Annotated in this window: 25 protein-coding genes; 12 read left to right on the top strand and 13 right to left on the bottom strand. The window is 56.5% G+C overall.

The features are described 5' to 3' along the window. Positions 1-119: 119 nt before the first annotated feature. Both AABO57_26845 and nudB read left to right on the top strand, forming a co-directional pair. The gene (locus AABO57_26845; protein ID MEK6289347.1) at positions 120-422 is read left to right on the top strand and encodes an HU family DNA-binding protein; all 303 of its coding nucleotides are present in this window, start codon (positions 120-122) and stop codon (positions 420-422) included. A 304-nt stretch (positions 423-726) separates the two neighbouring features. Next, the gene (gene nudB, locus AABO57_26840; GenBank protein ID MEK6289346.1) at positions 727-1176 is read left to right on the top strand and encodes a dihydroneopterin triphosphate diphosphatase; all 450 of its coding nucleotides are present in this window, start codon (positions 727-729) and stop codon (positions 1174-1176) included. Between the two features lie 3 nt (positions 1177-1179). Here the strand turns inward: nudB and AABO57_26835 are convergent, their stop codons facing one another. From AABO57_26835 to AABO57_26825, 3 genes are all read right to left on the bottom strand, one after another. Next, positions 1180-3711, bottom strand: a complete 2532-nt coding sequence (locus AABO57_26835) for an LptF/LptG family permease (protein ID MEK6289345.1) — start codon at positions 3709-3711, stop codon at positions 1180-1182. Positions 3712-3912: 201 nt separating this feature from the next. Continuing rightward, complete coding sequence (locus AABO57_26830) at positions 3913-5793, bottom strand: alkaline phosphatase family protein (protein ID MEK6289344.1); 1881 nt, start codon at positions 5791-5793, stop codon at positions 3913-3915. Between the two features lie 274 nt (positions 5794-6067). Further along, complete coding sequence (locus AABO57_26825) at positions 6068-7021, bottom strand: hypothetical protein (protein ID MEK6289343.1); 954 nt, start codon at positions 7019-7021, stop codon at positions 6068-6070. A 271-nt stretch (positions 7022-7292) separates the two neighbouring features. Here AABO57_26825 and AABO57_26820 point away from each other — a divergent pair, with 271 nt between their 5' ends. Further along, positions 7293-8354 (top strand): VWA domain-containing protein, encoded by a 1062-nt coding sequence (locus AABO57_26820; protein ID MEK6289342.1) that lies wholly within the window; start codon positions 7293-7295, stop codon positions 8352-8354. Positions 8355-8370: 16 nt separating this feature from the next. Here the strand turns inward: AABO57_26820 and AABO57_26815 are convergent, their stop codons facing one another. The 6 genes from AABO57_26815 to gcvT all read right to left on the bottom strand — a co-directional run bounded on the left by AABO57_26815 (position 8371) and on the right by gcvT (position 13524). Beyond that, the gene (locus AABO57_26815; protein ID MEK6289341.1) at positions 8371-8781 is read right to left on the bottom strand and encodes a DUF2934 domain-containing protein; all 411 of its coding nucleotides are present in this window, start codon (positions 8779-8781) and stop codon (positions 8371-8373) included. Between the two features lie 74 nt (positions 8782-8855). Beyond that, positions 8856-10391, bottom strand: a complete 1536-nt coding sequence (gene gcvPB / locus AABO57_26810) for an aminomethyl-transferring glycine dehydrogenase subunit GcvPB (protein ID MEK6289340.1) — start codon at positions 10389-10391, stop codon at positions 8856-8858. A 35-nt stretch (positions 10392-10426) separates the two neighbouring features. Further along, entirely contained in the window at positions 10427-10597 is a 171-nt protein-coding gene (locus tag AABO57_26805) for a hypothetical protein (protein ID MEK6289339.1), read from the bottom strand. 42 nt (positions 10598-10639) lie between these two features. Beyond that, positions 10640-11971, bottom strand: a complete 1332-nt coding sequence (gene gcvPA / locus AABO57_26800; GenBank protein ID MEK6289338.1) for an aminomethyl-transferring glycine dehydrogenase subunit GcvPA — start codon at positions 11969-11971, stop codon at positions 10640-10642. A gap of 6 nt (positions 11972-11977) precedes the next feature. Beyond that, positions 11978-12373: a glycine cleavage system protein GcvH gene (gene gcvH / locus AABO57_26795; GenBank protein ID MEK6289337.1), complete on the bottom strand. Its 396-nt coding sequence runs from the start codon at positions 12371-12373 to the stop codon at positions 11978-11980. A 50-nt stretch (positions 12374-12423) separates the two neighbouring features. Further along, positions 12424-13524: a glycine cleavage system aminomethyltransferase GcvT gene (gene gcvT / locus AABO57_26790; protein MEK6289336.1), complete on the bottom strand. Its 1101-nt coding sequence runs from the start codon at positions 13522-13524 to the stop codon at positions 12424-12426. A 206-nt stretch (positions 13525-13730) separates the two neighbouring features. Between gcvT and lpxD the strand changes: the two genes are divergently transcribed. The 7 genes from lpxD to AABO57_26755 all read left to right on the top strand — a co-directional run bounded on the left by lpxD (position 13731) and on the right by AABO57_26755 (position 19281). Further along, on the top strand, positions 13731-14771 hold the full coding sequence (gene lpxD / locus AABO57_26785; protein MEK6289335.1) for a UDP-3-O-(3-hydroxymyristoyl)glucosamine N-acyltransferase: 1041 nt from the start codon (positions 13731-13733) through the stop codon (positions 14769-14771). Positions 14772-14942: 171 nt separating this feature from the next. Then, positions 14943-15161 (top strand): hypothetical protein, encoded by a 219-nt coding sequence (locus AABO57_26780; protein MEK6289334.1) that lies wholly within the window; start codon positions 14943-14945, stop codon positions 15159-15161. 65 nt (positions 15162-15226) lie between these two features. Continuing rightward, positions 15227-15727, top strand: a complete 501-nt coding sequence (gene fabZ / locus AABO57_26775; GenBank protein ID MEK6289333.1) for a 3-hydroxyacyl-ACP dehydratase FabZ — start codon at positions 15227-15229, stop codon at positions 15725-15727. A 14-nt stretch (positions 15728-15741) separates the two neighbouring features. Then, a complete protein-coding gene (gene lpxA, locus AABO57_26770) occupies positions 15742-16518 on the top strand; it encodes an acyl-ACP--UDP-N-acetylglucosamine O-acyltransferase (protein MEK6289332.1) in 777 nt (258 codons plus the stop codon). Continuing rightward, positions 16515-17501, top strand: coding sequence for an ornithine cyclodeaminase family protein (locus AABO57_26765; GenBank protein ID MEK6289331.1), 987 nt, complete (start codon positions 16515-16517; stop codon positions 17499-17501). The genes lpxA and AABO57_26765 overlap by 4 nt, the downstream gene beginning before the upstream one ends. 107 nt (positions 17502-17608) lie before the next feature. Further along, entirely contained in the window at positions 17609-18415 is an 807-nt protein-coding gene (gene lpxI / locus AABO57_26760; protein MEK6289330.1) for a UDP-2,3-diacylglucosamine diphosphatase LpxI, read from the top strand. Positions 18416-18573: 158 nt separating this feature from the next. After that, positions 18574-19281 carry a DUF4388 domain-containing protein gene (locus AABO57_26755; protein MEK6289329.1) on the top strand — a complete coding sequence of 236 codons (708 nt, stop codon included), beginning with the start codon at positions 18574-18576 and terminating at the stop codon, positions 19279-19281. A gap of 70 nt (positions 19282-19351) precedes the next feature. Here AABO57_26755 and AABO57_26750 read toward each other — a convergent pair whose 3' ends face one another. From AABO57_26750 to AABO57_26735, 4 genes are all read right to left on the bottom strand, one after another. Further along, entirely contained in the window at positions 19352-19969 is a 618-nt protein-coding gene (locus AABO57_26750) for an OmpH family outer membrane protein (GenBank protein ID MEK6289328.1), read from the bottom strand. 24 nt (positions 19970-19993) lie between these two features. Then, positions 19994-20611, bottom strand: coding sequence for an OmpH family outer membrane protein (locus tag AABO57_26745; GenBank protein MEK6289327.1), 618 nt, complete (start codon positions 20609-20611; stop codon positions 19994-19996). A 125-nt stretch (positions 20612-20736) separates the two neighbouring features. After that, a complete protein-coding gene (gene bamA, locus AABO57_26740; protein MEK6289326.1) occupies positions 20737-23688 on the bottom strand; it encodes an outer membrane protein assembly factor BamA in 2952 nt (983 codons plus the stop codon). A gap of 293 nt (positions 23689-23981) precedes the next feature. Then, positions 23982-24110: a hypothetical protein gene (locus tag AABO57_26735; protein MEK6289325.1), complete on the bottom strand. Its 129-nt coding sequence runs from the start codon at positions 24108-24110 to the stop codon at positions 23982-23984. Positions 24111-24944: 834 nt separating this feature from the next. On the opposite strand from AABO57_26735, the gene AABO57_26730 reads away from it, so the two are divergent. Together AABO57_26730 and AABO57_26725 are read left to right on the top strand one after the other, a co-directional pair. Then, positions 24945-25364 carry a hypothetical protein gene (locus AABO57_26730; protein MEK6289324.1) on the top strand — a complete coding sequence of 140 codons (420 nt, stop codon included), beginning with the start codon at positions 24945-24947 and terminating at the stop codon, positions 25362-25364. Between the two features lie 249 nt (positions 25365-25613). After that, the coding region (locus AABO57_26725) for a hypothetical protein (GenBank protein ID MEK6289323.1) at positions 25614-26682 on the top strand (1069 nt) is incomplete at its 3' end.

Here is a 26682-nt window from a genome sequence, read left to right as displayed (position 1 = left end):
GGGTAACTTTTTGAGCGGCGAACGCGCCGCCAAGAGCGAGGCACCCTGCTCTCGCCGCGGTTTTTCAAAGCCTGTGCACAGTCACAGAGATCAAATCCAGAAAGAGGACACAAGGAGCTATGGCAAACGCAAAGAAGATGACAAAGACGCAAATCTTGACTGAGTTGGCTGAGGCAACCGCAAGCAACAAGAAAACAGCCTTAGCGTTCGTCGACGCACTGAGCAATATCGCTTATCGCGAAGCAAAGAAAGTCGGCGAGTTCACGATTCCGGGCATCGGCAAGCTGGTCAAGAAGCAAACCAAGGCGCGGGTGGGGCGCAACCCGGCAACCGGCGCCGAGATCCAAATCCCGGCCAAGACGGTCATCAGATTCCGTGTCGCAAAGGCTGCTAAGGATTCAGTGATCGGTCCCAAGAAGTAGCTTCGTCGATAAACCCCGGCAGGCGGCAGCCTGAGATCGGATCAGGCGTGAGGGACTTCTGTCTAACAAAGCCTGCTTGACGGGCGCAAGCAGTCTGGATATCGGTCGCCGATCAATCCAACAGATTTCACCGCCTCTCGACCGCGCGAAGATCTCAGCAGTAGGCAGTTAGTCTCTGCCTACTGCTCTCTCCCATTCATCCCGATCAATATGAAGATGAGGTCTCTTCCACCTTCGTGAGAATGCTTTGTGCTCGCCTCGATTGCGATTGTGCGAGCGATACGCACTTTGATTAAATTCGGTTGTGAAGTACAAGCAGCCCCGGTCCGTTCAAGTTGTGATCTTCGCTGACGCGCCCAGCGGGCGGCAGTATCTCTTGCTGAAGCGCGTTGTGAGTCACGGCGGGTTCTGGCAGCCGGTCACTGGGTCTCTCGAAGAAGGGGAGACTCACTGGCAGGCTGCGGTGAGGGAGGTGCGCGAAGAAACCGGAATTTGCATCCGCGCAGACGAATTGATTGATCTTGGTGTGATCAATACTTTTGAGATCGCTCCTCAGTGGCGCGGAAAGTATGCGCCGGGAGTTACGCATAACGAAGAGGTGTGCTTCGCGCTAAGGGTGCAACGGTGTGAGGTCCAGGTCGACACGCTCGAGCACGATGCTTGTGCCTGGGAGATTTATGAGCGCTCGATTGAGATGCTTTATTGGGAAAGCAACAAGCACACGTTTGCCGCTGCTCGCCTGCTCCCGGAATGATCGTCAGGTGCGAGAGGTCAGAAACAAATAGAGCCCGCCGGCGCCAAACAGCATGTTGGGACCCCAGGCGGCCAGCATCGGAGGCAACATCTCGTAGCGGCCCATCTGTTCGAACAGACCTGTAAGTCCCCAGTACGCCAACCCGATTGCGATTCCGATCGCGACGCCGTACAAAGCACCTCGCTTGCCGACCGAAAAAGAGAAGGGCAAACCGACAATCACCATCACCAGGCACGTGAGCGGGAACGCTATCTTGCTTTGCAGCGCGATTCGCAAATCGAGTACGTCGAATCCGGAGTGCGACAGATCCGTGATCGCCCGGCGCAACTCCGCAAGCGTCATCGACGCCGAGCCGACGGTCTCTTTCTTGAAGTACTCAGGATGTTCGGCGAGAACCACTCGTCGCTGAACGAAAGGTTCGAAGGCGACGGGCCGATCGCCTTCAAACCGGCGTTCCCAGCCGTTTTCAAGGACCCACTCCTGTGTTGAGTTGTCCCACGAGGCGCGGCGCGCGTACAGCCGGCGTTTGATGCTGAACGGTTCTCTTGAAAGATCCAGCACATTCAACCTGGCGAAGGTGTTGGTGGTCGGAGTGAAGTACGCGTAGTTGAAGATGCGCGATTCAGTCCCGAATATCCATTTGTTGGCGGTCTGATAGAACGTCTGCGGCGGCTCCTGTCCTTTGCGAATCAAGTAGCGAAGGTTGTTCTGTCTCCGATTTGTGAATGGCAGTATGTAGTCCTGATTCACGAACACAAAAACCGACAAGAGTACAGACGCCAGCAGGGCCGGTGCGGCGAGCCGAAAAATCGACTGGCCCGAAGCTTTCAGCGCGACGACCTGGCTGGTCTTGTGGAGGATCCCGAAGGTAACCATTACGGCCACCAGCGCCGCCATCGGAGCAAATTGGTTGACAATCCACGGAAGCAGAAACAACAGGTAGTTTGCTACTACCATCCATTCGATGTTGTTGCGAGTGATATAGTCCAACAACTGAAACAAAGTGATGATGAGAATAAGCGACGAGAAGCCGCCGAGGATAAATAGAAAGAAACGCGTGAGGTCCGACAGGACCAGTCTGTCGAGCAACTGCGGCAGGGCAGATCGGCGCAGTCGCGCGACCGCTACGCGCGGCGACTCGACGACTTGCGTCGCTCCGGGGAGCCGTCCAATCTCTGCGTGGCCCTTGTTCGATGGCCAGGCGTGCCGAAGACTGCTCAATGCGGACAGTGGATCCCATCCCGGCCGCCGCTGAAAAAGGAGCACAATCACGCCGAGCGCGGCGAGTGCAATGTTTGCTAGCCAAATTCCCAGCCACACCGGCAGCTTGCCCGCAAGCGCCGAATGCTGGCCCCACAAAGCCAGCAGGTAATAGACGATGGTAATGCCCAGACCAAGCAATAGTCCGAACGAACGTCCAGTACGGACGTTGCTGATTCCGAAGCCCACGCCCAGTAGCGCAAATACCAGGCATGCAGCCGGCAACGCCAGTCGCTTATGCACCTCGGCAAGCCATTCGCGCGCGTCAGATTCAGAGGGAGCGTACGCGATCAGATCGCCCCACTCCATTTCTTCCACCTGATGAGATTCCCGGTCGATGCCAGTTGACTCATTTTTCTTTTCCTCCGAAACCTCCAGGCCGTAGGTCCATTCATCGAAGCGCGCGGCAGTATAGGGGGGCGGCTGATTGTTGCTTCCCCTTTTTTTCTCCTTGTCCTTTTGCCTTTCCTGAGAAGACGGCTGATCGGCGGGTGTTGATGGCGCGGCAGCCGGCGGCGTCGCTGACGCTGGCTGTGGGAGCTGGTTGTGTGGCTCGATCTGATCCTGCGCTTCCGGCTCGCCCGTGTCCGTCTGGTGGAGGGCGACTCGTTGCAGATGCAACTCAGGCATCTCAGACCGCTCGCCCTGCCGCAGTGAGCCGGATGTCGCGGTCACTATAGTCATCTGACCGGGTCCTTTGCCGAGATCGACCAGAAGGATGTTGTGCCATTGGCTATTCGGACGGTCGATGTCCTCGATGTAGAGGACCTTCTGCGGAATGCTTTCTTCAAACACGCGAGGTTTGATCTCGGCGTTCAATCCTTGAAAGATGAGGGACCGGTTTGCCTTCAAGTCTGTAAGATTTCGGACAGATCGCGGAAGCAGGTTAAACGTTATATAGACCATCACCGCGGCGACGATCAAGGAAATGAGCACCGCCGGGACGAGCATACGCACACGACTGGTGCCGCTAGCTCCGAGCGCAATGATCTCGCTGTCGCCCGACAAGCGGCCCAGCCCGACCAGCGTACCAATCAGAAGAGAGATCGGAAGGGTGAACACGAAGATGCCGGGAATGAGCGCGGTCATCACTCGCCACAGAGTCTGCATCGGCAACCCGTTGCGGGATGCAACGACCAGCAGTTCTGAGAATCGGCTTGCCTCTTGAGCGAAAATGATTGCTGTTAGCAGCATCAACGCCAGGAGCAAGTAGGGTACGATCTCACGTATCAGGTAGCGATCAAGCAAGCGGAACATCGGAATCGAGTCTAGCATGCGAACATGGGGGCATCAACATTGGACACTGTGGTTGGCCTTTGCGATTCTGTTTTCCACTAGCCCAGCGCGTTTACGCCTGGGATGACAGCGCGGCGGTTTCCGTGTCTAGCCCCATTTATGGGGCTTCTCGCGGCCTTGAGGCAAGCGCTGATTGGCTCATTGTGGCCTGCGTCAATAGCTGGATGCGGAGAGCCGCGGTCAGGGAAGCGGCAAGAAGCGAGTCGGGAGCAGTATCCTGGTTTTGGGCTTCGACGGTTGTGCCGCGAAGTATGCGTGAGCCTGTTCCTCGGTCTGGATTGCTTGTCTGAGCGCTGCAACGCCCACCGGGCCGATGTAGGTACCGGCCCGCCGCGAGGCCTCGCCAATGACGATGGTCATGACCAGCTCGTTGGGAGGCTCGGTCGGATCGGGTATCTTCGCTTCGGTCGCGGGCGCCTTGATGACCGGCCAAGCTTGCGGCTTGGTTTCGGTTAACACCGAAGCGAGAGTCGGCGCCGCGGCGATGCGCGGGCTCGGCAGCGAAGCTTCGAACGTGGCCTGATTGATGCCCAGCCAGTCGCGCAGCGTAGCCAATATCGTTGTGTGGTCGTAGGGCGTGCCCCCTTCCGCGCGGAAGACCGTGCCTGGCGTCACATACGAGGACACCACGATTGTCGGCACTCGCACGCCGTAACGGCTGAAATCAAAAGTGCCGTCGCGCGAAACCGAAGCGGGCAGCGGAGCCTCCGCGCCGCTCGGCGGAGGCACATGGTCGTAGCAGCCGCCGTGCTCGTCGAAGGTGATCACGAACAGGATCTCGTCGCGGTAGGGGCACGCCTGAATGGCGCTGTAGACCTCTGCCAGGAATTGCTCGGCGGGCGTGATGTCGTGCGGCGGATGGTAGCTTTCGTCGTGTGGAGGAATTGCATTCAGGAAGTTCGGCTCAATGAAGCTGTACTGCGGAAGTTTGCTGCCAGCCGGCGCTGTCGCGGGCTGCTGGCAGGCGGTAACGAAATCAAACAGGTCCGCGAAATGGTCTAGCTCGAGCCAGAGCTTTGGAAACATCACGTGCACCAGCGAAGGCGCGATGGAGTTGTTGTAGACCATCCAGGAGATGCCCTGGTCTTTGAGCAGATTGAAGATCGTGTTGATGTCGTAGGGCTCGGAATCGTCGTTGTTGATATGCCCGTCCGACGAGCCGGTGTGTACAAAGCCTCGGTTAGGCCAGGTCTGACACGGGGCCGATGCGTACCATGCATCGCTCACCGCGAATGCTTGCGCGATCTGGCTGATCACCGGAACCTGGGCCGGATTGTACGAGTGCATGATCTGGTTCGGGTCCCCCGGGCACTGGGTGAAGTAGTTGGCGAGGAAGCCCGACATGTCGGCTGTCGTCGATGCGCCGAAGATCTGTTGCGTCATTTGAGTGAACTCTTCGCCCGGATCGGGGCTTGGAACAACCGTGGAGTCCGTTCCATTTTTCGCGTACACGAGCGGCGAGTCCGGCGTGAGCTGGTTGTGATATTTGTGTTTAACGAGGCCCGCGTAGGACGTTGGCTCCTGGGCCGGGATGTTGTGCGGCGGTTGATTGTTCTGGTCGGTATAGACCCAGCCGAGCAGATTGTCTAACGAGCGGTTCTCCATCATCAGCACCACGACGTGGTTGATCGGCGGAAGAATGTTCTGGCTGATTGCGTACGTCACGTCGTCGTAGATCTCGTCGAGAAAGAAGCTTCCGCTGATTCGGTAGGAATTCCCGTCGGTCCCGGTAAACATGAGCGAGGTGTTATTCGACTGCCAGCCAGTGCTTTTACCGCCGGCGACGATCTGAATCTCGAGCGTGCTGCTCAACAGCGTGCCGGTCAGCGACTCCTGCAACTGGATCGCAACGCCCGCATAAGTGAACGCAGTGGTGAAAATCCAGGTGTGTTTGTCGTGAATGCCCTCATCACGATTCATCCACAAGACGCGGGTGGTCTCGCCGTTCGGCGCAGTGCTTGAATCCACGCCCCAGTCGTCGCTGCTGAGGGCGGGGCTGACGGTGGTGTCTACGGTGAGACCTGCGGTCAGGTTGTTCTCGATGTTTATGTAAGAAGGCATGGTTTGGCTCCTTGGACTGGTCGGGCAGCAACCTTCCTCGTCGTGGCGGGATGTTATGCGTAGCACATACAGGAGTCAAGGAGGCCTTTCTTTACTGTCGGCCTCCAATTCCTTCCTCCCACATCGGCCACAGACCTGCTCCTTGCAGGTCTTTATGAACCCCGCTGTGTTATAAACTGCTTCCAATTCTTCCGCGACTGCGACCGCAAGTCCTTAACACATTTAGACGTGATTTAATACGTTATCCACAAGAACAACTTATCTGATTGACGGATTAACCGCTTGATGGCGAGCGGGACTCCTCTAGAGGCGAAGGTATGTCCATAGGCGGCAGCGGCGTCTCCTCAGGAGCTTTACCGCTGGTACGGATCAAAACGAATTTATTCAACACATCAAACCACATAGGGGCTCCTAAAATGACAGCACATGCGGTGAGAAAGAGCCCAATAAGTTTTGTCAGGAAATTCTCTTCATTCGGCCAAGTAGGCGTTCCACGGACATAATAAAATGGCTGTCCAGGTTGGTGAACCCATCCGATTGGTAGACCGAAGGGTTGGAGTTGATACCATGCTTCTGCGAGTTCGGTTGCACGGTTCTTATCAACAGCCTGTGTTGCCGCATCCTGGTGTCGTACCTCAATGAGATCTTTGGCCGTTGCCACAAAAACCTCGCGCAGCACTGCGCCTCGTGTTATGTAATCTGAGATTAGAACCGTGTCAATATTGATGCCAACGGCGAGACTAAATCCGAGAACAATTATGGTTGTTTGTACCTTTTGTTGATACCAGCCTGAAGCCCGCTCCATTACATCGTTGTACCATCTCTCAATACTGCCAATTACCGCTCTGTCGGTATTGGTGTCTGTATTCAAAGCTAGCAAAGCCTCACGCAAGGGTTTCTCCTGAATTTTGCTTAACGCGAGTGTTAGCTGATTGGTCTTAGTCCTGCTCTTAATAATGTCTACTAACACGTATGCAAACAGCCTAGAAGGTATGTAAGGGGGCTCGCGTTTTCCTTGGAACAACGATCTTATTAAATGATGATGGTAAAAAACGTCGCTCAACTCGGCGTTTGACGTGTCTGTGAGCATTACTCTTATAGCGTTAGCCAAAGTTTTGCCTCGAAGATTTCTTGTTCGGGATATGAATTCGGTAAGCAGAGTGCAGAGCAGGCTCAATACGAGAAACGGGAGCAATAGGCCGATTAATACTTTTATGATATCGAACATAAGTTACCTCTCTGTATCGAATATCGACCGTTGAGTCAAGACCTCGGAATCGCTCGCGGATTTGGGAACCTACAGAGGTTAATATTGATGAGATTAATTTGATTCGCTTTTCATACCAGAAAATCGAAAGCTGAAGCTCATTCTATTGATCCCTTCGCAGTGCGCGCGTCTACTTTTGGGCATCTGCCGAGCGCCAGCGAGTTGCAGACGGATCGATCTCGAGGTTCAAGTTTTCGGATATGCCTCGCCTCCGCTATACTAAATAAACCAGATGTTACCTATCTCAAAGCGCGGAAAAACTTGCGGCCGGGTTTACGGAGCTCTCCTGGTTTCCCTCCTGCTGATAACCGCGGCTCATCCTCAAAGCGGACGCAAGACTCTTCCCAAACAGCCGAATCAGGACGAGCCTCTCCGGTTGCGCGCCGAGGAAGTGCTGCTCAACGTAACGGTCATCGATGCCTACGGTCATCAAGCCACCGAGTTGGTAAAAGACGAGTTCATTGTTGCCGAGGATGGCCAGCGTCAGGACATCGCCAGCTTCGTGATAAGCAGCGTTCCGGTGAATGTTGTGCTGATGCTCGACGCATCGGGGTCGGTGGTCTCCCAGATCAATTCATTGCGCGACGCGGCGCTGCACTTTGTCAGTCAGCTTGGCCCTGAAGACAAAATCTCGGTCATCGAGTTCCACACAAACATCGAGTTGATTCAAGACTGGACCGCGAAAGCCGAGGACGTTCGGCACGCGCTCTCGTGGCGGTTCAAGCCAGGGATGGTGCAAACCAAGCGGGGCAGCTTCGACTATGGGCTCACGGCGCTTTACGATGCGCTGTATTCAGCCGCCGATGAACAACTGGCGAAGGTCGAAGGTCGCAAGGCGATCATCCTTCTGACCGATGGCGACGACACGTCCAGCAAACTTGCTTATGAACAGGCGCTGACCGCGATCGTCAAGTCAGGCTCGGTCATCTACGTGATAAGCAAGGCCCGCGCTTTCATAAACGAGTTGAACAAGTATCGCAGCAAGACTTCGCGAGTGTTCGGCGGCCGCAACGCTCAGATGGCGGACATGGGGGTGGTAAGATTCGAGCGCGCTGAGGCGTTGATGACTGACCTCTCGACTAGAACAGGTGGACGCATATACTCACCGCTTGAAGAAAAAGAGATGAAAGACGTCTATGCCCAGGTGGCGCAAGAATTGAAGAACCAGTACATCATCACCTACGTTCCTAAAAATCTTGAACACGATGGGCGGCTGCGACAAGTCAAGGTGTTCTTGTCTCGACCGGGATACTCCGCACGCACGCGCGACGCCTACTACGCGCCAAAGAAGTAGCCATTCGGTTGTGCCGCTACTGATCGCTCTCCTCTCTTGTCGATGATCTTCGAGTTGGTTTGGCTTTGGGTTTGGACTCGGGTTTCTTTGACGCGGCTTGCTTTGTAGTCGTCTTCTCTGGCGCTGCTTTTTTGGCCGCCGTGGCATTGGAAGCTGGGCGCGGTCTGGTCTGTTTAGTCGTTGCCGCTTCCGGTGCGGTCGTCGCAGCCGCAGTTTCGGCGATTGTTTTCTCATCCTCCCGGCGCGATTCATCGGCTATTAGGAACGCCAGCACTTCGCCTTCGGCCTGAAACCAATCGTGAGATTCCCATCCAGGCTGACCGCCTCGCATCTGATAAATCTCGTAGGCTCGCGCCCGCACCATCTGTTGCACGCGCTCCTCACGAAGCAGCTGCTCGCGAAGTTCTTCTAAGTTCTCCGTGGTCATTTCTGTACCTTTCTCTCTTATCACGTCAGTTCGATATTGTAATTAACAAGGACAAGATCCGTAAGCAGTAATAGTTAGGAGGAGGATGAAGTACCCTCGGCCCGTTTTTCGCGGTGACCGGGGCGCCACCTGAGCACCGGTCTGCGCGCGGCCGCCACTTCATCCAGGCGGCCGACTTTGGTTGTGAGAGGGGCGTGCTTCAGCAACTCGGGATCCTCGGCGGCTTCCGCGGCGATGGACTTCATAGCATCAATGAACAGGTCCAGCTCCTCGCGGCCTTCGGTTTCGGTCGGCTCGACCATCAGCGCGCCGCTGACGATCAACGGGAACGACATAGTCGGCGGATAGAATCCATAGTCAATCAGCCGCTTGGCGATGTCAGCGTTGCGAACTCCAAGCTTGACCTGGCGCTTATCGGAGAAAACCACCTCGTGCATCACGCGACCCGGGTAAGGAACGTCAAAGGTGTCTTTCAAATGATGTGCGATGTAGTTCGCATTCAGTACCGCGGTCTCGGTCGCCTCGCGCAAGCCCTGATCGCCGTGCGTCAAAATGTACGCGAGCGCGCGGACCAGCACACCGAAGTTACCTAAGTATGCGCGTACGCGGCCGACTGATTTCGGGCGATTGAAGTCGAGCTCGAGAGTCCCGTCTCCAGCGCGTACGACTCGAGGGAAGGGAAGATAGGGTTCGAGTTCGGAGGTCACAGCAACCGGACCGGCTCCGGGGCCACCGCCGCCGTGCGGGGTTGAGAATGTCTTGTGCAGGTTCAAATGCATCACGTCGATTCCAAACTTCGCCGGTTTGGCGACACCCGCAAGCGCATTCATATTGGCGCCGTCCATGTAGACGAATCCGCCGCGCTCGTGCACGATGCCGCAGATCTCCTGGATGTTCCGTTCGAACTTCCCGAGCGTGTTCGGATTGGTGAGCATCAACGCAGCCACGTCTTCGCTCATATGACGCCGCAGCTCTTCAAGGTCGGTGAGGCCATCCGATCGAGACGGAACCGTCTCCACCGTGTAGCCGCAGATGACCGCGGAGGCGGGATTCGTTCCGTGCGCGGAATCCGGAATCAAGACCTTCTTGCGCGGATCGCCGCGTTCGGTCAGCGCCGCGCGAATCATCATTAGCCCGGTCATCTCACCTTGCGCGCCGGCCGCCGGTTGACTCGTCACCGCCGCAAGACCCGTAATATGGGCAAGGCATTCTTCGAGGCGAAAGACTATATCGAGCGCGCCTTGAGCGAGCGGCGTTGGAGTCAGCGGGTGAAGACTTGCCAGCCCTTCGATGCGAGCGATCTTCTCGTTGATACGCGGATTGTACTTCATCGTGCACGAGCCCAACGGATAGAGCCCGTGGTCGATGCAGTAGTTCCAGGTCGATAGCCGAGTGAAGTGGCGAATCACATCTACTTCCGAAAGCTCGGGCATGCCTTCGAGGTCGTCGTCTCGAAGAAGCCGCCCATCGACCAGTTGATCATCCGGGCGTTCGGGCACGTCGAGTTTAGGAACGGAGTAGCCGATTCGTCCAGGACGCGACTCTTCGAACAGCAGACCTTCGTTCTGGACCACGTGAGTTGTGGCTTTCTTGATTCTGTTCTTGGTCATTCTTTCGGTTTAAACCCGACGCGGGAATCCAGCGCTCACCACTTAAGCAGAAGCGCGATCCCTATTCCAAGCACCATCAGCCCAACTCCGTCAAACGGCAACGGCTTGCCACGACGCGCGAGGCCAAGCAACAGATTGACGATGTATATGATGGCGCCGACGATGAAAATCACGCCGCCAACTCCAAGTTGTTGTAGATCTGGCATTGTAAGCCTCCTTGACTCTGTTATCAGTGCGGACTTGAATCCTCAAATTTCAGACAGCGCGCCCACCAGCCTATCGATTGCTTCTTTCTTCGACGTCTCGGTCACGCACACCAGCGCCGAGTCGGTCATCGCGGAATAATGACCTTCGAGAGCAATCCCGCCGATTATCTTTTTGTCGAGCAGCCGCTTCATCACCCTGGACGCCGGCTGCGGCGTGCGCACAACGAACTCGTTGAAGAACGGAGATGAGAACTTCATCTCGAAGCCATCGAGCTTGCTGATCTCCGACGCAGCATAGTGCGCCTTGTGCAGGTTCTGCCGCGCGACCTCTTGCACACCATGCTTTCCCATAGTCGACAGGTAAACCGTCGCCATCAGCGCAAACAGTCCTTGATTGGTGCAGATGTTTGAAGTCGCTTTCTCGCGCCGAATATGCTGTTCGCGGGTCGACAATGTCAGCACGTACCCGCGCCGCCCCTGGCTGTCATAAGCCTCGCCCACCAACCGGCCCGGCATCTGGCGCACGTGCTTATCGAGCGTGGCGAACATCCCGCAGTAAGGGCCGCCGAAGCTCAAGGGTATGCCGAACGATTGAGTCTCGCCGGCGACGATGTCAGCTCCCAGCGCGCCGGGCGGCTTCAAAATGCCCAGACTCATCGGCTCGGTAATCGCAACGATCAACAAAGCTCCCGCGTTGTGCGCAGCATCCGCGATCGCAGCGAGATCTTCGATGCAGCCGAAGAAGTTAGGCGACTGCACCACGACGGCGGCGGTTTCATTATCGATTCCGAGTGAGCCCGGATCAAGCGTGCCCGATTCACCGTGCTCAGCCTCCTCGATTTTCAATCCGAGGTGTTTCGTATAGGCGGAGACTACTTCGCGATACTGTGGATGGACCGTATCGGCGATGACGAATTTGCTGCGGCGGGTCACGCGATTTGCCATCAACACGGCTTCCGCCACAGCCGTCGATCCGTCGTAGAGCGAAGCGTTGGCCACCTCCATTCCGGTGAGCTGGCAGATCATCGTCTGGAACTCGAACGTGTATTGCAACGTCCCCTGACTGAGCTCCGGTTGATAAGGCGTGTATGCAGTGAAGAACTCAGCGCGGGAGATCAACGAGTCGATGATGACCGGTATGAAATGCGAGTATGCCCCCGCGCCGAGAAACGACTGGTGGTCGATCCCGTTCTTCGAGGCCAGATCTCGAAAGTATTCCAACAGATCAGGCTCACTGATCGGGTCGCCGACACCGATCGGTTCTTTGAGCTTTAGCTGTTCCGGGATTTGATCGAAGAGGTCTTCGATGCGCTCCAATCCGATGTCCGCCAACATCGAGCGGCGCTCGCCGGTCGAGTTCGGAATATATCTCATTCGCGCTTACTCCGCCGCCTCTTCCTTGATGTAGTCTTCGTACTCGATGGAGGTCAAAAGGGCATCGATCTGAGCGAGGTTGTCAATCTTGATGCCGATCATCCAGCCGTCGCCGTAGGGGTCTTCGTTGACTAGTTCGGGCGAATCGTTGAGGCTCTCATTGACTTCGGCGACCGTGCCGCTGACTGGCATGTAAACCTCGCTGACTGCCTTGACGCTTTCCACGGTGCCAAAGGGCTCAGATGCCTCGAACTTGTCGCCGACCTTCGGCAGCTCTACGTACACGACGTCCCCGAGTTGCTGTTGAGCATGGTCGGTGATACCGACGGCCGCCTGGCTTCCTTTGACGCGGACCCACTCGTGGTCTTTGGTGTAGCTGAGGTCCTCCGGTGTATTTGACATCTTTTTGTCTCCGTCGAGTTCTGACTCTGAAAGTTGGTCCAACCCGATGATCAATCGAATGTTTTCTCGCGCCTATAGAAAGGCGTCTCGACTACGCGGGCGGGAACGTTACGTCCCCGGACGACGACAAAGAACTCTGTGCCAACCGCCGCATGCTCGGTCGGGAAGTAGGTGAATCCGATGTTCTTCTTTAAGTACGGCGCGGGGCTTCCCGATGTGACGACCCCAACCTGTTTTTCGCCGATCAAGACCGGATAGGCGTCGCGAGCCGGCGCGCGGTCCAGTACCTCGAAGCCAACAAGCCTCCGTTTCAAGCCGTCTTCCTTCTGCCGCATAAGCGCGTCGCGTCCGATGAAATCCCCCTTTGCGAGTTTCACCACCCAACCCAGCCCGGCTTCAAGCGGCGTTGTTGTCTGATCCATGTCGTGGCCGTAAAGCCTGTACGCTGCCTCGAGCCTCAAAGTGTTACGCGCTGCGAGACCACAAGGGAGGAGTCCCTGATCGAGACCGGTTACCAGCAGCCGATTCCAAACGTGGCGCGCGTCGCGTGTGTCGCAGAGTATCTCGAACCCGTCCTCTCCGGTGTAACCGGTGCGCGACACGCGACAATCAACTCTATCCACAAAAACGCGCTGCGACCAGTAATACGGTACGCGATCAAGCATGTGATCGGTCAGTCCTTGTAAGATGGGCTCGGCGCGCGGGCCTTGCAGCGCCAGGAGCGAAAACGCATCGCTCGTGTTGTGCACTTCCGTGCTCAAAGCGCCAACGTGCTTCTTGATCCATTCGTAATCCGAATCGGCGCCTCCTGCGTTGACGATCAGCAGAAAATAGTCCGCGTTTATTCGGTAGACCAGCAGGTCGTCAAGCACGCCGCCTTCTTCGTTAGTCATCGTGGAATACTGGACCTGGTTGTCCTCGAGTTTGGACGCATCGTTGGTTGTGACACGCTGAACGAGAGATAGCGCATCCGCGCCTCTTATCTCGATCTCGCCCATGTGTGAAACATCAAAAAGGCCGGCCGCCTCGCGGACAGCCAAGTGTTCCTGGACGTGTCCTGTGTACTGAACCGGCATGTCCCAGCCGGCGAATTCAACCATTCGAGCGCCAAGTGTAACGTGGGATTCATAGAGCGGTGTGCGCTTCAGCATTGGGGTTATGATCGCCTCTAACGTGAAACTAATGAATTGATTCCGGCAAGTATCGAGATTAACCAGACTGAAGAGAAGTCGCAAGCTACACCGGCATTTTTGCGGAGTCAAGATCCCCGGAATGGACTCATGATAAAAGTCCGCAGGTTGCTTGCGAGCCCCGCACATGGGAAACTCTCCCTCCACACGACTGGAGCGCGATGTCTATGCTCAAGCTGGCTGAGCTTGCACAATTGGTCGGGGCCGAGTTGATAGGCGAGCCGGATGCCGATATCAGTCGCGCTCGACCGTTCGATCTCGCGTCTGAAGGTGATGTGACTTTGGCGGCGAGTCCCGCGTATGCAGCTCGTATAACCGAATCCCGCGCTACGGCGGTCATCGTATCCGCTCCGATTGCGGGCTCGCCGCGGAATCTGCTGGTTGCCGCCAATCCCAAGCTTGCGTTTGCTCGCGCGATCGAGGCATTGCATAAGACGGAATACAAAGCCGTTGGCGTGAGCGCCGGCGTAATCGTTGGGCAGGGAACTGTGCTTGGCAAGGATCTCTCGATTCATCCGCGAGTTACTATCGGAAAAGATGCGGTGATCGGAGATCGCGTAACTCTAGATCCCGGTGTTGTGATCGGCGACCGGTGCAGGATTGGCGATGACTCGGTCATTCACGCGAACGTGTCCATCTATCACGACTGCGAAATAGGCCGCCGGGTTATCATTCATGCCGGATCGGTGATTGGGGCGGATGGCTTTGGCTTCGTTCCGGACGAAGACGGGGGCCAGGTGAAGCTGCTTCAGCTTGGACGTGTGCGCATCGAGGACGATTGCGAGATCGGAGCCAACTGCGCGATCGACCGAGGCGGCTTCGGCGACACCGTGTTGCGGCGTGGAGTGAAGCTCGACAATCTGATTCAGGTCGGCCACAACTGCGATATAGGTGAGGACACAGTCGTTGCGGCGCTGACAGGTTTTTCGGGCGGCACTCGTATCGGCCGGCGATGCGTGATCGCCGGTCAAGTGGGAACCAATCAGCACATCACGATAGGCGACGGGGCTACGATCACCGGACAGGCGGGCGTGACCAAAGACGTCCGTGCTGGTGGGTTTGTGGCCGGAACACCCATTCAGGACTACAATGCGTGGCGGCGTTCGCAGGTGCTATACTCGAAGCTTCCTGAAATAGCCGAGCGATTGAGGCAACTGGAAAAGACCGTTGCGGCCTTAACGCCGAACTCGGCACGCGATGCCGAGTAGCGTCGAATCAGATGGAGGAGAAGCCAGTGAAAGAACCAGTATCACTACTAGCGAGAGTGAAGGTTTTGTCCGTGGGAAATGAGTCGTGCGGTCATCAACGCTGAGTCTCGTCCAAGGGCCACGCCCAAGCATTGTTACTTCGCGAGGGGGAAGCGGTGAGGATAGCGAGATATGAGTACCGAATCGATTGAACAAACTGTTGTTGAAAAGCTACGAGCGGTACCTCCCGAGAAGCAGCAGAAGGTTCTGGATTTCGTTGAGGGTTTCGAGGAAACGACCGTACACAAACAACCGCGACGCAGCGTCAAAGGCCTCTGGGCCGATCTCGGCGTGGACATCACCGAGGAGGACATAGCACAGGCGCGGCGCGAGATGTGGGGCAACACTTAAATCTACCTCTTCTAACTCGTGACCGGCAGATTCAGGCTTCAGGCATCGCCACGATTTGGTAATACATGGAAACACTACTGGACACAACTCAGATCCAGGCGATCTTGCCTCACCGTTATCCGTTTCTGCTCGTCGATCGGATAGTCGAGTATGACCCCGGCAAGCGAGTAGTCGGGATCAAGAACGTCACGCTTAACGAGCCCTTCTTTGCGGGGCATTTTCCGGGGGCGCCTGTGATGCCCGGCGTCCTGATCGTCGAAGCGATGGCGCAAACGGCCGGGGTGATGATGCTTGCGAACCTGCCTGACCGCGAATCGAAGCTCGTGTTCTTCACCGGGATCGACCGAGCGAAGTTCCGCCGCCCAGTGGTGCCAGGCGATCAGTTACGGCTCGAGTTGACTGTGCTGAGACTCAGGCCGCGCTATATACGCTTACGCGGTGAGGCTTATGTTGACGGGCAGATCGTAGCGGAGGCCTTAATCTCATCGTCTCTTGTTGACCGCAGCCTCGTCGAGCGCAGCGATCAGATCAAGAGCGCCGCTTTCTCGCCACTCGACCAAGACTAGGAGTCCGTCCCGACGTGTCCATTCACCCCACCGCGATCATTAGTCACAAGGCTGAACTCGGACGCAACGTTTCCATTGGGCCGTACTCGATTGTCGGCGATGACGTTGTCTTGCACGACAACGTTCAAGTCGCCAGCCACTGCGTGATTGAAGGTCCTTCTGAGTTTGGGAGCGGATCGGTTTTCTTTCCTTTCGTGTCCGCGGGACAGGCGCCGCAGGATCTGAAGTATCGAGGGGAGAGGAGCTGGCTGCGCGCGGGCGAACGCAACACCTTTCGAGAGTTCACCACGCTGCAGCGCGGCACCAAAGGGGGGGGCAACCTGACCGAGATCGGCTCAGACAATCTCTTTATGGCTCAGGTCCACATCGCACACGACTGCATCATTGGTTCCCACACTATCTTTGCAAATGGAGCCACACTTGCAGGCCACGTGGTCGTCGAAGACTACGCGACGATTGGCGCCTATGGGGGTGTACATCAGTTCTGCCGCGTGGGCCGGCACGCTTTCATCGGAGGCTACTCGGTTGTGGTCAAGGACGCGCTGCCTTACGCCCGCACGGTTGGCAATCACGCGCGGTGCTACGGGCAGAACACTCTCGGACTCAAGCGGCACGGGTTCGGCAGCGAAGAGATACGCCGCATCGCTCAAGCGTTCCGCTTGCTGCTGGCGGCGAAGCTCAACACTAGCCAGGCAGTTGAAGCGATCAAGCGCGACCTCAGCGGCTGGCCCGAAATAGACTACCTCGTCGAGTTTATTGAGACATCAGAGCGCGGAGTGACGAAGCGATGAAGGTTCTCATCCTGACCCACGCCGAAGTTGAAGAGCTGCTTCCCATCCGCGAGTGCGTTCCGGTCATGGCCGAGGCGCTGGCGGACCTGGCCAAGGGTGATGTGTATCAGCCTTTGCGCATGGTGATCACGCCGCCCGGCGCTGACGGGGATATGGCGCTGATGCCATCGTATCGCTCGGGTGAGCGAGCTGGGTACGGGGTAAAGACTGTTTGCTTCTTTGCGGGCAATCCAGCCAGAGGACTGGATTCGCATCAGGGCAGCGTGATGCTCTTCAGCGCGGAGACGGGTGAATTGCTGGCGTTGATGAACGCTTCGGCGATAACAGCGATTCGCACGGCGGCCGTCTCCGGTGTGGCAACGCAGCTTCTGGCGCGGGACGATGCCGCTGAGCTTGCGATCATCGGTTCAGGCGTGCAGGCCCGCACGCACATCGAAGCTATGGCTTGCGTGCGCACCATCAAACGCGCGCGAGTAGCGAGCTTCAAGTTTGAACACGCACGGAAATTTGCTGAGGAGTTAGGCGTCCGGTACTCGTTTCCGTTAGTGCCTGTCGACAGCGTCGAGGCGGCGGTTCGCGGCGCGGACCTGATCGTCACGGCAACCACTGCCGTGGAACCGATCATTAAACGCGAGTGGGTCTCACCGGGTGCGCACTTGAATGTTGTCGGCTCGAGCATCCCAACGACGCGCGAAGTTGACAGCGCAACAATGGCCGCGGCGAGTCTGTTTGTCGATCGGCGCGAATCCACGATCAATGAAGGTGGCGACTATCTTTTCGCGCTGCGCGAGGGAGCTATTGGGCCGGATCACATCAGAGCAGAGATCGGCGAGTTACTGATTGGCGCCAGGCCCGGCCGCGTTTCGCAGGATGAGATTACTTTGTTTAAGTCGCTTGGGCTGGCGATAGAGGATTTGGCGTCGGCGGAATATCTGCTTGGCAAGGCGCGTGCAAACGGGAAGGGCAATTGGGTGGACTATTGAGGAGCGACGGAAATCAAACACAAAGGCACAAAGCCACAAAGAAAAACGAAGGGACATGTCTCCGTGTCCTTTTTGTGTCTTTGTGCCTTTGTGTTTAGTACTCCTGTATGAAGTACGGCTTGATAGCAGGCAACGGACGCTTTCCATTTCTAGTGCTCGAGGGCGCGCGCCAGCAAGGCGTGGAGATGGTAGTCGCCGCGATCAAAGAAGAGACCTCGTCTGAGATAGAACAGCGAGCCGCCAAGGTTGAATGGATGGGCGTAGGTCAGCTTGGCCGTCTCATTCGCTTGTTCAAGAACGAAGAGGTCACTCACGTGATCATGGCGGGACAGGTGAAGCACCATCAGATATTCCGGCTCAACGCGCTGCCCGATCTTCGAATGGTGCGCCTGCTGGCTCGCCTTTCAACGAAGAACACCGACAGTCTGATCAACGCAGTCGCCGACGAGCTTGCCCGCGAAGGCATAACGCTGGTGGACTCGACCACATTTCTCGAGTCGCTCCTCGCGCCCCGAGCCGTGCTGACGCGCCGATCGCCGACAAAAGAAGAGCGCGCCGATATCGACTACGGTCTGGGAGTCGCGCGCGAGATCGGGAGGCTCGACCTGGGTCAAACGATTGCCGTGAAGGATCGCGCCGTTGTTGCGATTGAGGCGATGGAGGGGACCGATGCGGTGATCGTTCGCGCCGGCGAAGTGACTCGCGGCAAACCGTTCGTCGTGGTGAAGATGGCGAAGCCTGACCAGGATATGCGATTCGACGTGCCGGTGATCGGACTCCCGACGATTGAGAACATGGCTCGCGCCGGCTCCACGGCGATTCAGGTGACTGCCGGCAAGACCCTTCTGTTCGACAAGGAAGATCTAATAGTGCTTGCCGACAAGAGCGGAATCGTCGTAGTTGGTGGGAACTAGCGGGCTTGCAAGAGCCGTTAAGAGCGTGGCCCCTGCCGATAAGCGCCGGCCCGAAGACACAAAAGCCGGCCACCGATGCTTCTCTGACAAGACTATGTTGGCGCTTGACCGCCTATGTTAGACTGGTGCCAACCCCCGCATTGAGAACGAGCATCGGGATGACAATGGCTAAAAACAATCCGAATGAGGCTGATCCAGAGAGCGCGATCATAGACGCCGATTTGCTGGCGAAGTATCGAATGGTGAATCGTGCGATTGAGACGCTTGAGCGCGCGATTGACAGCGCGCCGCGGCACATTGGATTGCGTGAGAAGCTCCGCGAGATCCTGATTGACGCGGGCCGCCGGGATCAGGCTGCACAACACTGCATGGCGCTCGCGAGTCTTCACATATCGGCAGGCGATGTCGAAAGCGCGAACGAAAGGCTGCTGGAGGCCAAGCGACTTGATCCGAGAGTCTCGGTCACCGGACAATTGCGCGATGTTCGCCTAACCGAGACGCCTCCTCCGAAACGCTCGCAGAAGATCCTGTCCGGGAATCTTGCCGATGTGAATCTCTTCGACATCATTCAGATCATCGAGAATAGCCGGCTGTCGGGAGTCCTACAGGTGACGTCGACGGCGGTGTGTGGCGAGATACATTTTGACGAAGGCCTGGTCGTTGGGGCAAAGTCAGGAATTGATTTTGGGAGGAAGGCGCTCAGCTTGTTTGCCGGCGCGGGGGACGGGACTTTCGAGTTTGAGAAGACGAGCGAGGCATACGACCGAACGATTCAAACCACAAGCAATACGGCGCTGATCCTTGACATGCTCCGAGTAAAGGACGAAGAGGATTACGGGCTTGGCAAGCTCGACACGCTGCAGTAGCAACAAGGCAAAAGTAAAAAGGAAAAAGGCGAAAGTGAAGAAAACTGCCTCTTCTCACTTTTGCCTTTCTTTATGGTTTCGCGGCGGGTTTTGGAGCAATCGTTGTCACCGGGTTGGCCTTGTTGTACTCGTTGATGAAGTCTTGAGTTACATCTGATCGCGGGTCGAACCAGAGCAGGGTGCCCGACTGAACTCCATTTGCAAGATCGATCAACATCACGACTCCGCGCTTCGCCGTATAGTCCTCAGCGAACTTGCTCAGCTTCCCTGTGATCGGCTCGAATGCTTTGTCGCGCAACCGGCCTGCGTCAGCCTGCAGGTCTTCGGACTTGCGCTGATAGTCGCGCTTCATGGTGCCGAGGCTTTCCGTCATCTCGGCGACTCTTGCCGGGGTGAGAACGCCGCTTTGTGACTTTAGCGTCGTCTCGAGTGCGTTGATCTTGTCCGCCAGTCCCTGGACCTCTTTCACGCGCGGCTCGAACTGCCGGTTGAGGGCCTCTATTTTTTGCTTGAACTCTTGAACCTGCTCCTGAAACGCGGCGGTGTTTACAACCGCTACCTTACCCTTGGGAAGCAAAAGCGGCGCTGCTGGTTTCTGCGGAGCGCCGGCGCCCGGCTGCTGGGCAAGAGCTGAAACACCAACCAACTGTAACGCGAGCGCGGCGAGTGCAAACTTGTATGATTTCATAAGTGACTCCGTGGGTCGCAACAATCAGGGTTTCGCAGGCTTGGCGGGCTGCGTGGCAGGAGCCGCGCCCGGGACTGGATTCACCTTGTTGTATTCGGCGATAAAGTCTTCGGTGATGTCGGCGCCCGGGTTCCAGTAAGCAAGCGTTCCGCTTTGAGCGGCGCCAGCAAGGTTGATCACCAGGATGATTTGGCGTTGGGTCGCGTAGTTATTCAGGAATTGATATAGCTTGTCGCGAACAGGCTTGGTTGCCGTCTCAACCGCCTTTTCGTATTCAGCCTTGAGGTCTTCGTAATCGCGCTGGCCCTTCCTCTTCAGCTCGGCGTAGTTGTTTTGTAACTCCTGGCACTTGTCCGCGGTCAACTGAGGACACTTCGTCTGGATGTCGCTCTCCATCTGCTTCAGTTGATTCTCGACCGTCTGGAGTTGCTGATACCGAGGTTGGAATTGTTTATCAACCTGATCATATTTCTGTTTTAACTCGCCGATCCCGCCGGGGAACGCCTGGGTGTTGACGACAGCAATTTTGCCGTCAGGCAGCGCGGCGCCGACTCCTGCCTGCATCGCCTGCTGGGCCGAAACGCTTGCCGTCAATGCCAACAGCATCGGCGCTGCAAAAGCAGCTAGCTTAATCTTGACCATAGATGCTCCTGTCCTCTTTTTAGTTGAGCCGCGCCGACGGCACGCGCCAGCGGCTGTTTGCAAAAACCTGATTATAGCAGCACCGCTTTCGTGTTTAGAAGCGGCAACCGACAATATATCGGGGCCTAGAACGTCCGCCCAACCGAAAAGCGGATCGCCCGTTTCTGCTCGAAGAAAAACGGATTAACTTCCGTCGCCGTTCTGGCATTTGGGTTCCAGGCGAATATCAAACGGAATGGCACATTGATGACAGGTACCTGCACGCGCAATTCGCCGCCCATGCTGTAGCGGTAGTTGTCAAAGATACCGTGCGCGGAGTTGGAGAGCTGAACATTCCTCGACACTTGCTTGTCACCCTGGATAAACACAGTTCTGAAGCCCGGGGGCAATCCGCCCTGGCTCTCTGGCGGCGTCGCCCTTCTAATCTGGCGCTGTGTTGCTATCTCGCCCCGCGGATTTAAGGTTTCCAGAGCCAGCGTCTGAGCGGGTAGGAACTCTGATCGCTCGAATTGATCCGACAGATTCCGGAGGTTGAACGCCGAGCCTATATCGAAGAAGGGCGCGAACTGAAGCGGGCCGATTATCGGTATGCGATACTCGACGTTGATCAGCATTTGTGTGTCTCCGCCGATGAAAGCGGGAAAGTTAGGCACCGAGTTGTCGACCCGGTTTTCAAAGATAAATTGTTCCAACACACCGGGCGCGATGGAGTTCCCGTTTGACTGCGCCGGCCTCTTCACCTTGAGGCGCTGGCCAGTGAAGCCATCGACCGCTTGTATGTTGCGAGTGGTGACCGTCGTTTGAACCGGGGCAGTAGGTGCGATGCCCCGAATGTTATAGCCTCGTATGTCTTGCTCGCCGCCGAGGAAGAAGCGTGAGAACAGCGGCGTGCCCCCTACGAACGACAGCGAGTTCGATTGGAACGGCGTGCCGAACGAGCCTATGTGTGCGAACAAGACGCGCACACCGAAAGTGCGAGTGGGCTTCCCCGCCTCGATTCGCGCGCGCGCTTCGCGGCCCGCGAACAACGGCCGGAAATACTTGTACTCGAAGGTGGGCGCGATGGTGTTCACCTTGCCGCCGAGAGGTCCGCCCGTAAGAGCCGCCACCAACGTTATGGAAGTACCCCTGGTAGGATCCAACGAGGAGTTCAGCGTGTTGTACGAGATGGATGGGGCTATCGTCGACTGCGTCACCCCGCTTTGGCGAAATGTCACCAGGATGTTGTTGGTCTGATCGCTGTCTCTGTTCACCGCGGGGTCAACGATGTCGGTGGTCTGGAAGGAATAAGAAAGACCGAGCCTGATGAACCTGCCCATTCGGAACCGCTTGGCAAAATAGCTAAGCGGCGCGCTTGCGGTGACGGAAGCTCCGGCCGTCTTCTGGGTGAACAGCGAAGTGCCGTCGAAGGTCCCAAAAAAGTTCTGATTGTTTACAGCGCCAAAGCCTTGCCCGATGAATTGATAGTTCTGATAGAAGAGGTTGAACCCCAAACTAATCGGCCGACCCTTGATATAGGGCTCGGTGAAACCGAATGAGACTATCTTCTGGAGGTTCCCTGTCGCCACGTTGAACGACAGCGCTTCGCCGTAGCCGAGCAGATTGTTGGTCGAGTAGTTTATCCCGATGTAAGAGCCGCCGATGCCCGACACACCGCCGGTGAAGCTGATCTGCTGGCGGCCTTTCTCCTGTACCTTTAGCGTAAGGTCAACCTGGCCTTCCTTCTCGTTGGTGTTGATCGTCGCGTCTTCCTTCTTTACCTGGTCGAAGTAACCGAGCTGGTTCAGCCGCAGTATGCTCAAGTCCCACATCGATTCGTTGTACCGCTCGCCTTCGTTCAACAGCACCTCACGGCGCATTACGTTGTCACGTGTGAATGTATTGCCTATAAACTCGAGCCTTCGAAGCGTGTACTGTTTGCCTTCTTCCACACTGAAGGTTATATCAACGATTCCCTTGGCGATGTCGGCCGGATCGTCCTTGAAGTCGGGCACGAATCCGGAGTTGAACTGTATGTAGCCGCGAGAGCCGTAGACCTTCTTAAGGTTGTCGAGCCCCTTCTGCACGACGGTGTAGCCCTTAACCACGTCGCCGGGCTTCAATCCTATGACCGACTTGATTTCGTCGGCGGTTAATTCCGTATTGTCCTCGACCTTGATCTCGCCCGCTCGGTACTGGCGGCCCTCGTCAATGGGGATGACAATCTTCAACCCCTGTCCCTTATGACCAAACAGCGGGATCCAAGTGCCGACCTTGCCGACTTCTTCGACGCGAGGCTCACCGAAGCGCGCCTTCAAGTAGCCTTGGTCCGCGTAGACCAGCACTCGAAGCCGATCGAGATCGGTTTCCAGTTTCTCCTTGTGATAGATGTCCTTCGAACTGAAGGTGGTGAAGATGCCGAGTTGCTTCACCAGCTTCATTTGGCTTCGCAGGTGGGAACTGGAGAAAACCTTGTTGCCTTCGAACTCCACGGCGGCGACGCGGAAGCGCGGTCCTTCTTCGACCTTGAAAGTCAGGGCGACTGCGGTCTTGGATATCTCCTCGGCAATCGGCTCGACCTTCGCTTCGGGGCGGCCTTCGTTCGCGAGGAGTTCCTTGATTACCGCGGCTGCTCGCTTGGCTTTGACCGCGTCGTACTGCGATTCTTTCGAAAGCCCAACCGAGCGCTTGCGAAACTCCTCGAGCACAGTCGACTGTTGGACGGACTTGAGCCCTTCGTACTTAATGTCGAGAAGCAGAGGGCGTTCCTTGACCTCGAAGGTTATGACCTTGCCTCCGCGGGTGCCTTCTTCCGAATAGACCTTCACATCTTCGAAGTGGCCTTGGGCGTAAAGCGCTCGTACGTCCCGGTCGAGTTGAACCGGGTTGTATGGATCGCCCTCGCGAGTGCCGATCCAGATCTTGACCGTCGATTCTGGAATACGGCGATTACCGCGAATGAGAACTTGCTCGACCGTTACGTTCTGATTGCGGCTTGCGGAGACGAGCGGCTGAAAGAAGGCGACTCGCCCACTGATTGGCCAACTGAGGACTGTGACTACGAGTGCCGCGATTGCCCGAAAAACACGCTTGCTCATAGATGAAATGCACGCTCCCTAGAAGTGCTGAGTTCGGTTCGATCTTTTCCTTAGCTGCTTAAGTCGCTTGAGCATTTCCAAACGCTAACAGCTTGATCGGTGGGCTGACACCCCGCGAAACCACCGACCAGGCGCGCTTACAGCTTGATTCATTTGCTCCGACTATCGGGGTTTTGCCTCTCACCGAACTATAGAACGCTGCGATGACCGCTTATTGTAACAAAAATGCAGCGAGCAAAGCCAACTCAGATAGCTTGTTCTGTGACGGACACTTGCAGCGGCTTGCATCGCACCTAGCCCGGGCCCGATCGGTCTTCGCTGCCGCCGCTGCCGTCAAGGTCAAGCACGGCGCTCAAGGAAACATTGAGCGTTGCAAGCCACAGCTTGCCAGCGCGCAACAATACCAGAACGATCTTTGCCATCGACCTGAAATTCTCGAATTGGATTCCGGGATTTGGATTCTACGCCCGAAGAGTTGAAGATTCAAAATCGAAAGATTCAAAATCGAAAATCCATGCCCGCTCCCTCATTGCACTTTGACTTCATCGGCGTTGACTCAGACATTACGACCGAAACAGAAATTCTTGGTGCAATGAGTACGCGACTGTAGTAGAGTGCCGCCCGATGAGGTGGCACACCTCACCTCAGCCGCGATTGGTTGCGACGACAGTTAGTCAATAAGAACTATTCGACGCGGGCTACAGAATGCCGCTTTCGACAAGACATACCGTGTTTGCAAGCATTGCCTGCTGCGACAATATCCCGATTAGTGGATTCCAAACAAATCGTGACAAATGTGACATCTTGCGTTGACCCGCCACCGCTCGTGTTATATCTTGCTCTGCCGAATGAGACATTCTTCACTGGAAGGGGTCTTTTTTATGAAGGGATACTAATCGCTGAGACGAGCTACTTTGAACACAATCTATTGAAGGAAGTAACGGAGTTTCAAGCAGGTCGTCAACTGCTCGACGGAATAAGCTGGCGCGCGCTCAGCGCCATGAGCGCGCGACAAAGTTTGAAGCTTCCCCTTTAGCGGCTAGAGAGGGTACGCTTCGTGGCGAGGACCGACTGCCCAGGAGGTCCTAATCGCGTTGCGTTCCGTCTCCTTTTTTTCCGCATAGTAGGCCCTTCGCGATATGAAATCAATGCTGATCATAGACGGCTTCATGACCGTCGCAAAACCGTGAGCGCATCATGGGCGCTCGAGGCTTCGTCTATCCTGATTACGTCCTCTGCAAAGGGCGGCCATCTGTATGAAAGAACCACGCAGAAGTGCAAGTAGTAAATCGCTGAGGGAGAAATATCCGAAGGGTTTTGTTCTCCCTGAAAGCGAAATCCAGGAGTTGGTTTTCAACCTGCGAGTCGGTGAGGCTCACGCTGCGGCGATGTGGTTACTGGTCATTGGCGAAGCAGTCAAGGCTATCGTCGAAGACAAAACAGAGAGTCGCCGCGAAACAAATGTGCGTCTCATAAAGCAAATTGAGAGCGAAGAAGGGTGCCGGCCGATTCAGTGCTTGATCGAGGCGATCATCGCCGCCATCGAGCATGGTGCTGAGGGCATATACGCGGCCTGTCTGACGATCACTCGCTTTTTTGAGTTCGCTTTCGAATATCCGCCCGATCACAGTATGGCTTCACGTCTGTACAAAAATAAGTTGAGCAAGATCGGGTAGGCGACTCAAAACGCCAGGCATTAAACAAATGCAAGATATTTCTGGAGAATTGCATTGTCCCGACTTTGATTCGCGTCATGCAAAGTAGGCGATAGGCGAATTGGGCGAGAGGCAGTCACAAATCAGAATGATTCTTTGTTGTCGGTAAAGGCTGGCTGTCGATGATCTCGGCGTTTCGACCGGCAGCCAGCAGGGATCGCTCTGCGGCTTCCCGGCGAGTGTGCGTCGCCCGAGGCAAGGAGGTTCAACATGCGCCCCTCTCACGCTTTCTTTCCGCTGCCCTCTGTTGGCTTCATCAAGGCATGGTCCGCCGCGTTGTTCCGGCGTGCGCTGCAAAGAAGAGTCGTTTGCTGTGCGGTCGCGTTTAACCTCCTTCTGTGGCCGGGTCCGGGTCTCGTTACCCAACACATTTTCAGCTTTGCCTCACAGGCGCTCAGCGTGCGATGGGGTGTTAACAGCTACGAGGCCTTCTTTCTCAGACGACTCTTTTCTCAATCCCGCAGCAAGCCGCGCCGCGATACGATGGCGGATCGCGCCTCGGCGGTCGCTCATGTTCGGATCAACCCCGGCAAGTTTGTCGGGTACGAAGATGAGGGCGTGACGTTTACTGCTTTGCCGACGGACTTCCTTGATCGCAACGTCGAGGGCGTTAAGTTCACCTGGGAGTCTTCCAATCCCGAGAAGTTGGAGATAGACGACGCTGGACGAGCAAAGTTTCTTCAGCCGGGGCTCGCTCGTGTAATTTGCAGAACCGGGTCTGCTTCAGCGACAGCAGCCGTGCTGATCAGGCCTAATCATCGGCCGGTTCAGTCCGATGATGACTGGCGCAACGATCAGAAGCGTCTGGACGCGAGCGGAAACATAGTCGGCGCGTTGGGCGGCCCCCAGTCTGGCGTTGCGTCAGCCGGATCGCTGCTTAGCTCGCTGCTCGATAAGCTGATGCCCACCGCCTACGCCCAGTCTTCATCAACCGATCTAGCCTATTCCGAACTGTGGAGCGAACCGCGTAACCTTGTCGGCTCACCGCGCGACCGGGCCGTCGAATCAACTGCGATGGGAACGGTGCTTCCCGAAGGCAGCAACTTCAAGTGGGCAGTCCAGATCATCGGGCTGGGTGGCCGCGGGATCGGCGCCAGCCTCACTCTGTCTCACAACAACCGGGTCTGGTCGCGGCGCGATACCCGAGTCGCTTTCGATGCGATCTCGGGCTGGCCCGCGCCGGGATACTCGCTAGGCTTTGGAAGAATCGTGGTCTACGACCTTGGCGTTGGTGGCTACCTCGCCTGCAAATTCCTGCTCGTAGACCCGGACGGCACGC

The organism is Acidobacteriota bacterium (assembly GCA_038040445.1).
Classification (GTDB): Bacteria; Acidobacteriota; Blastocatellia; order UBA7656; family UBA7656; genus Onstottus_A; species Onstottus_A frigus.
The sequence above is the reverse complement of the archived record's forward strand: the minus strand, read 5'-3'. Positions and strand labels throughout refer to the sequence as shown.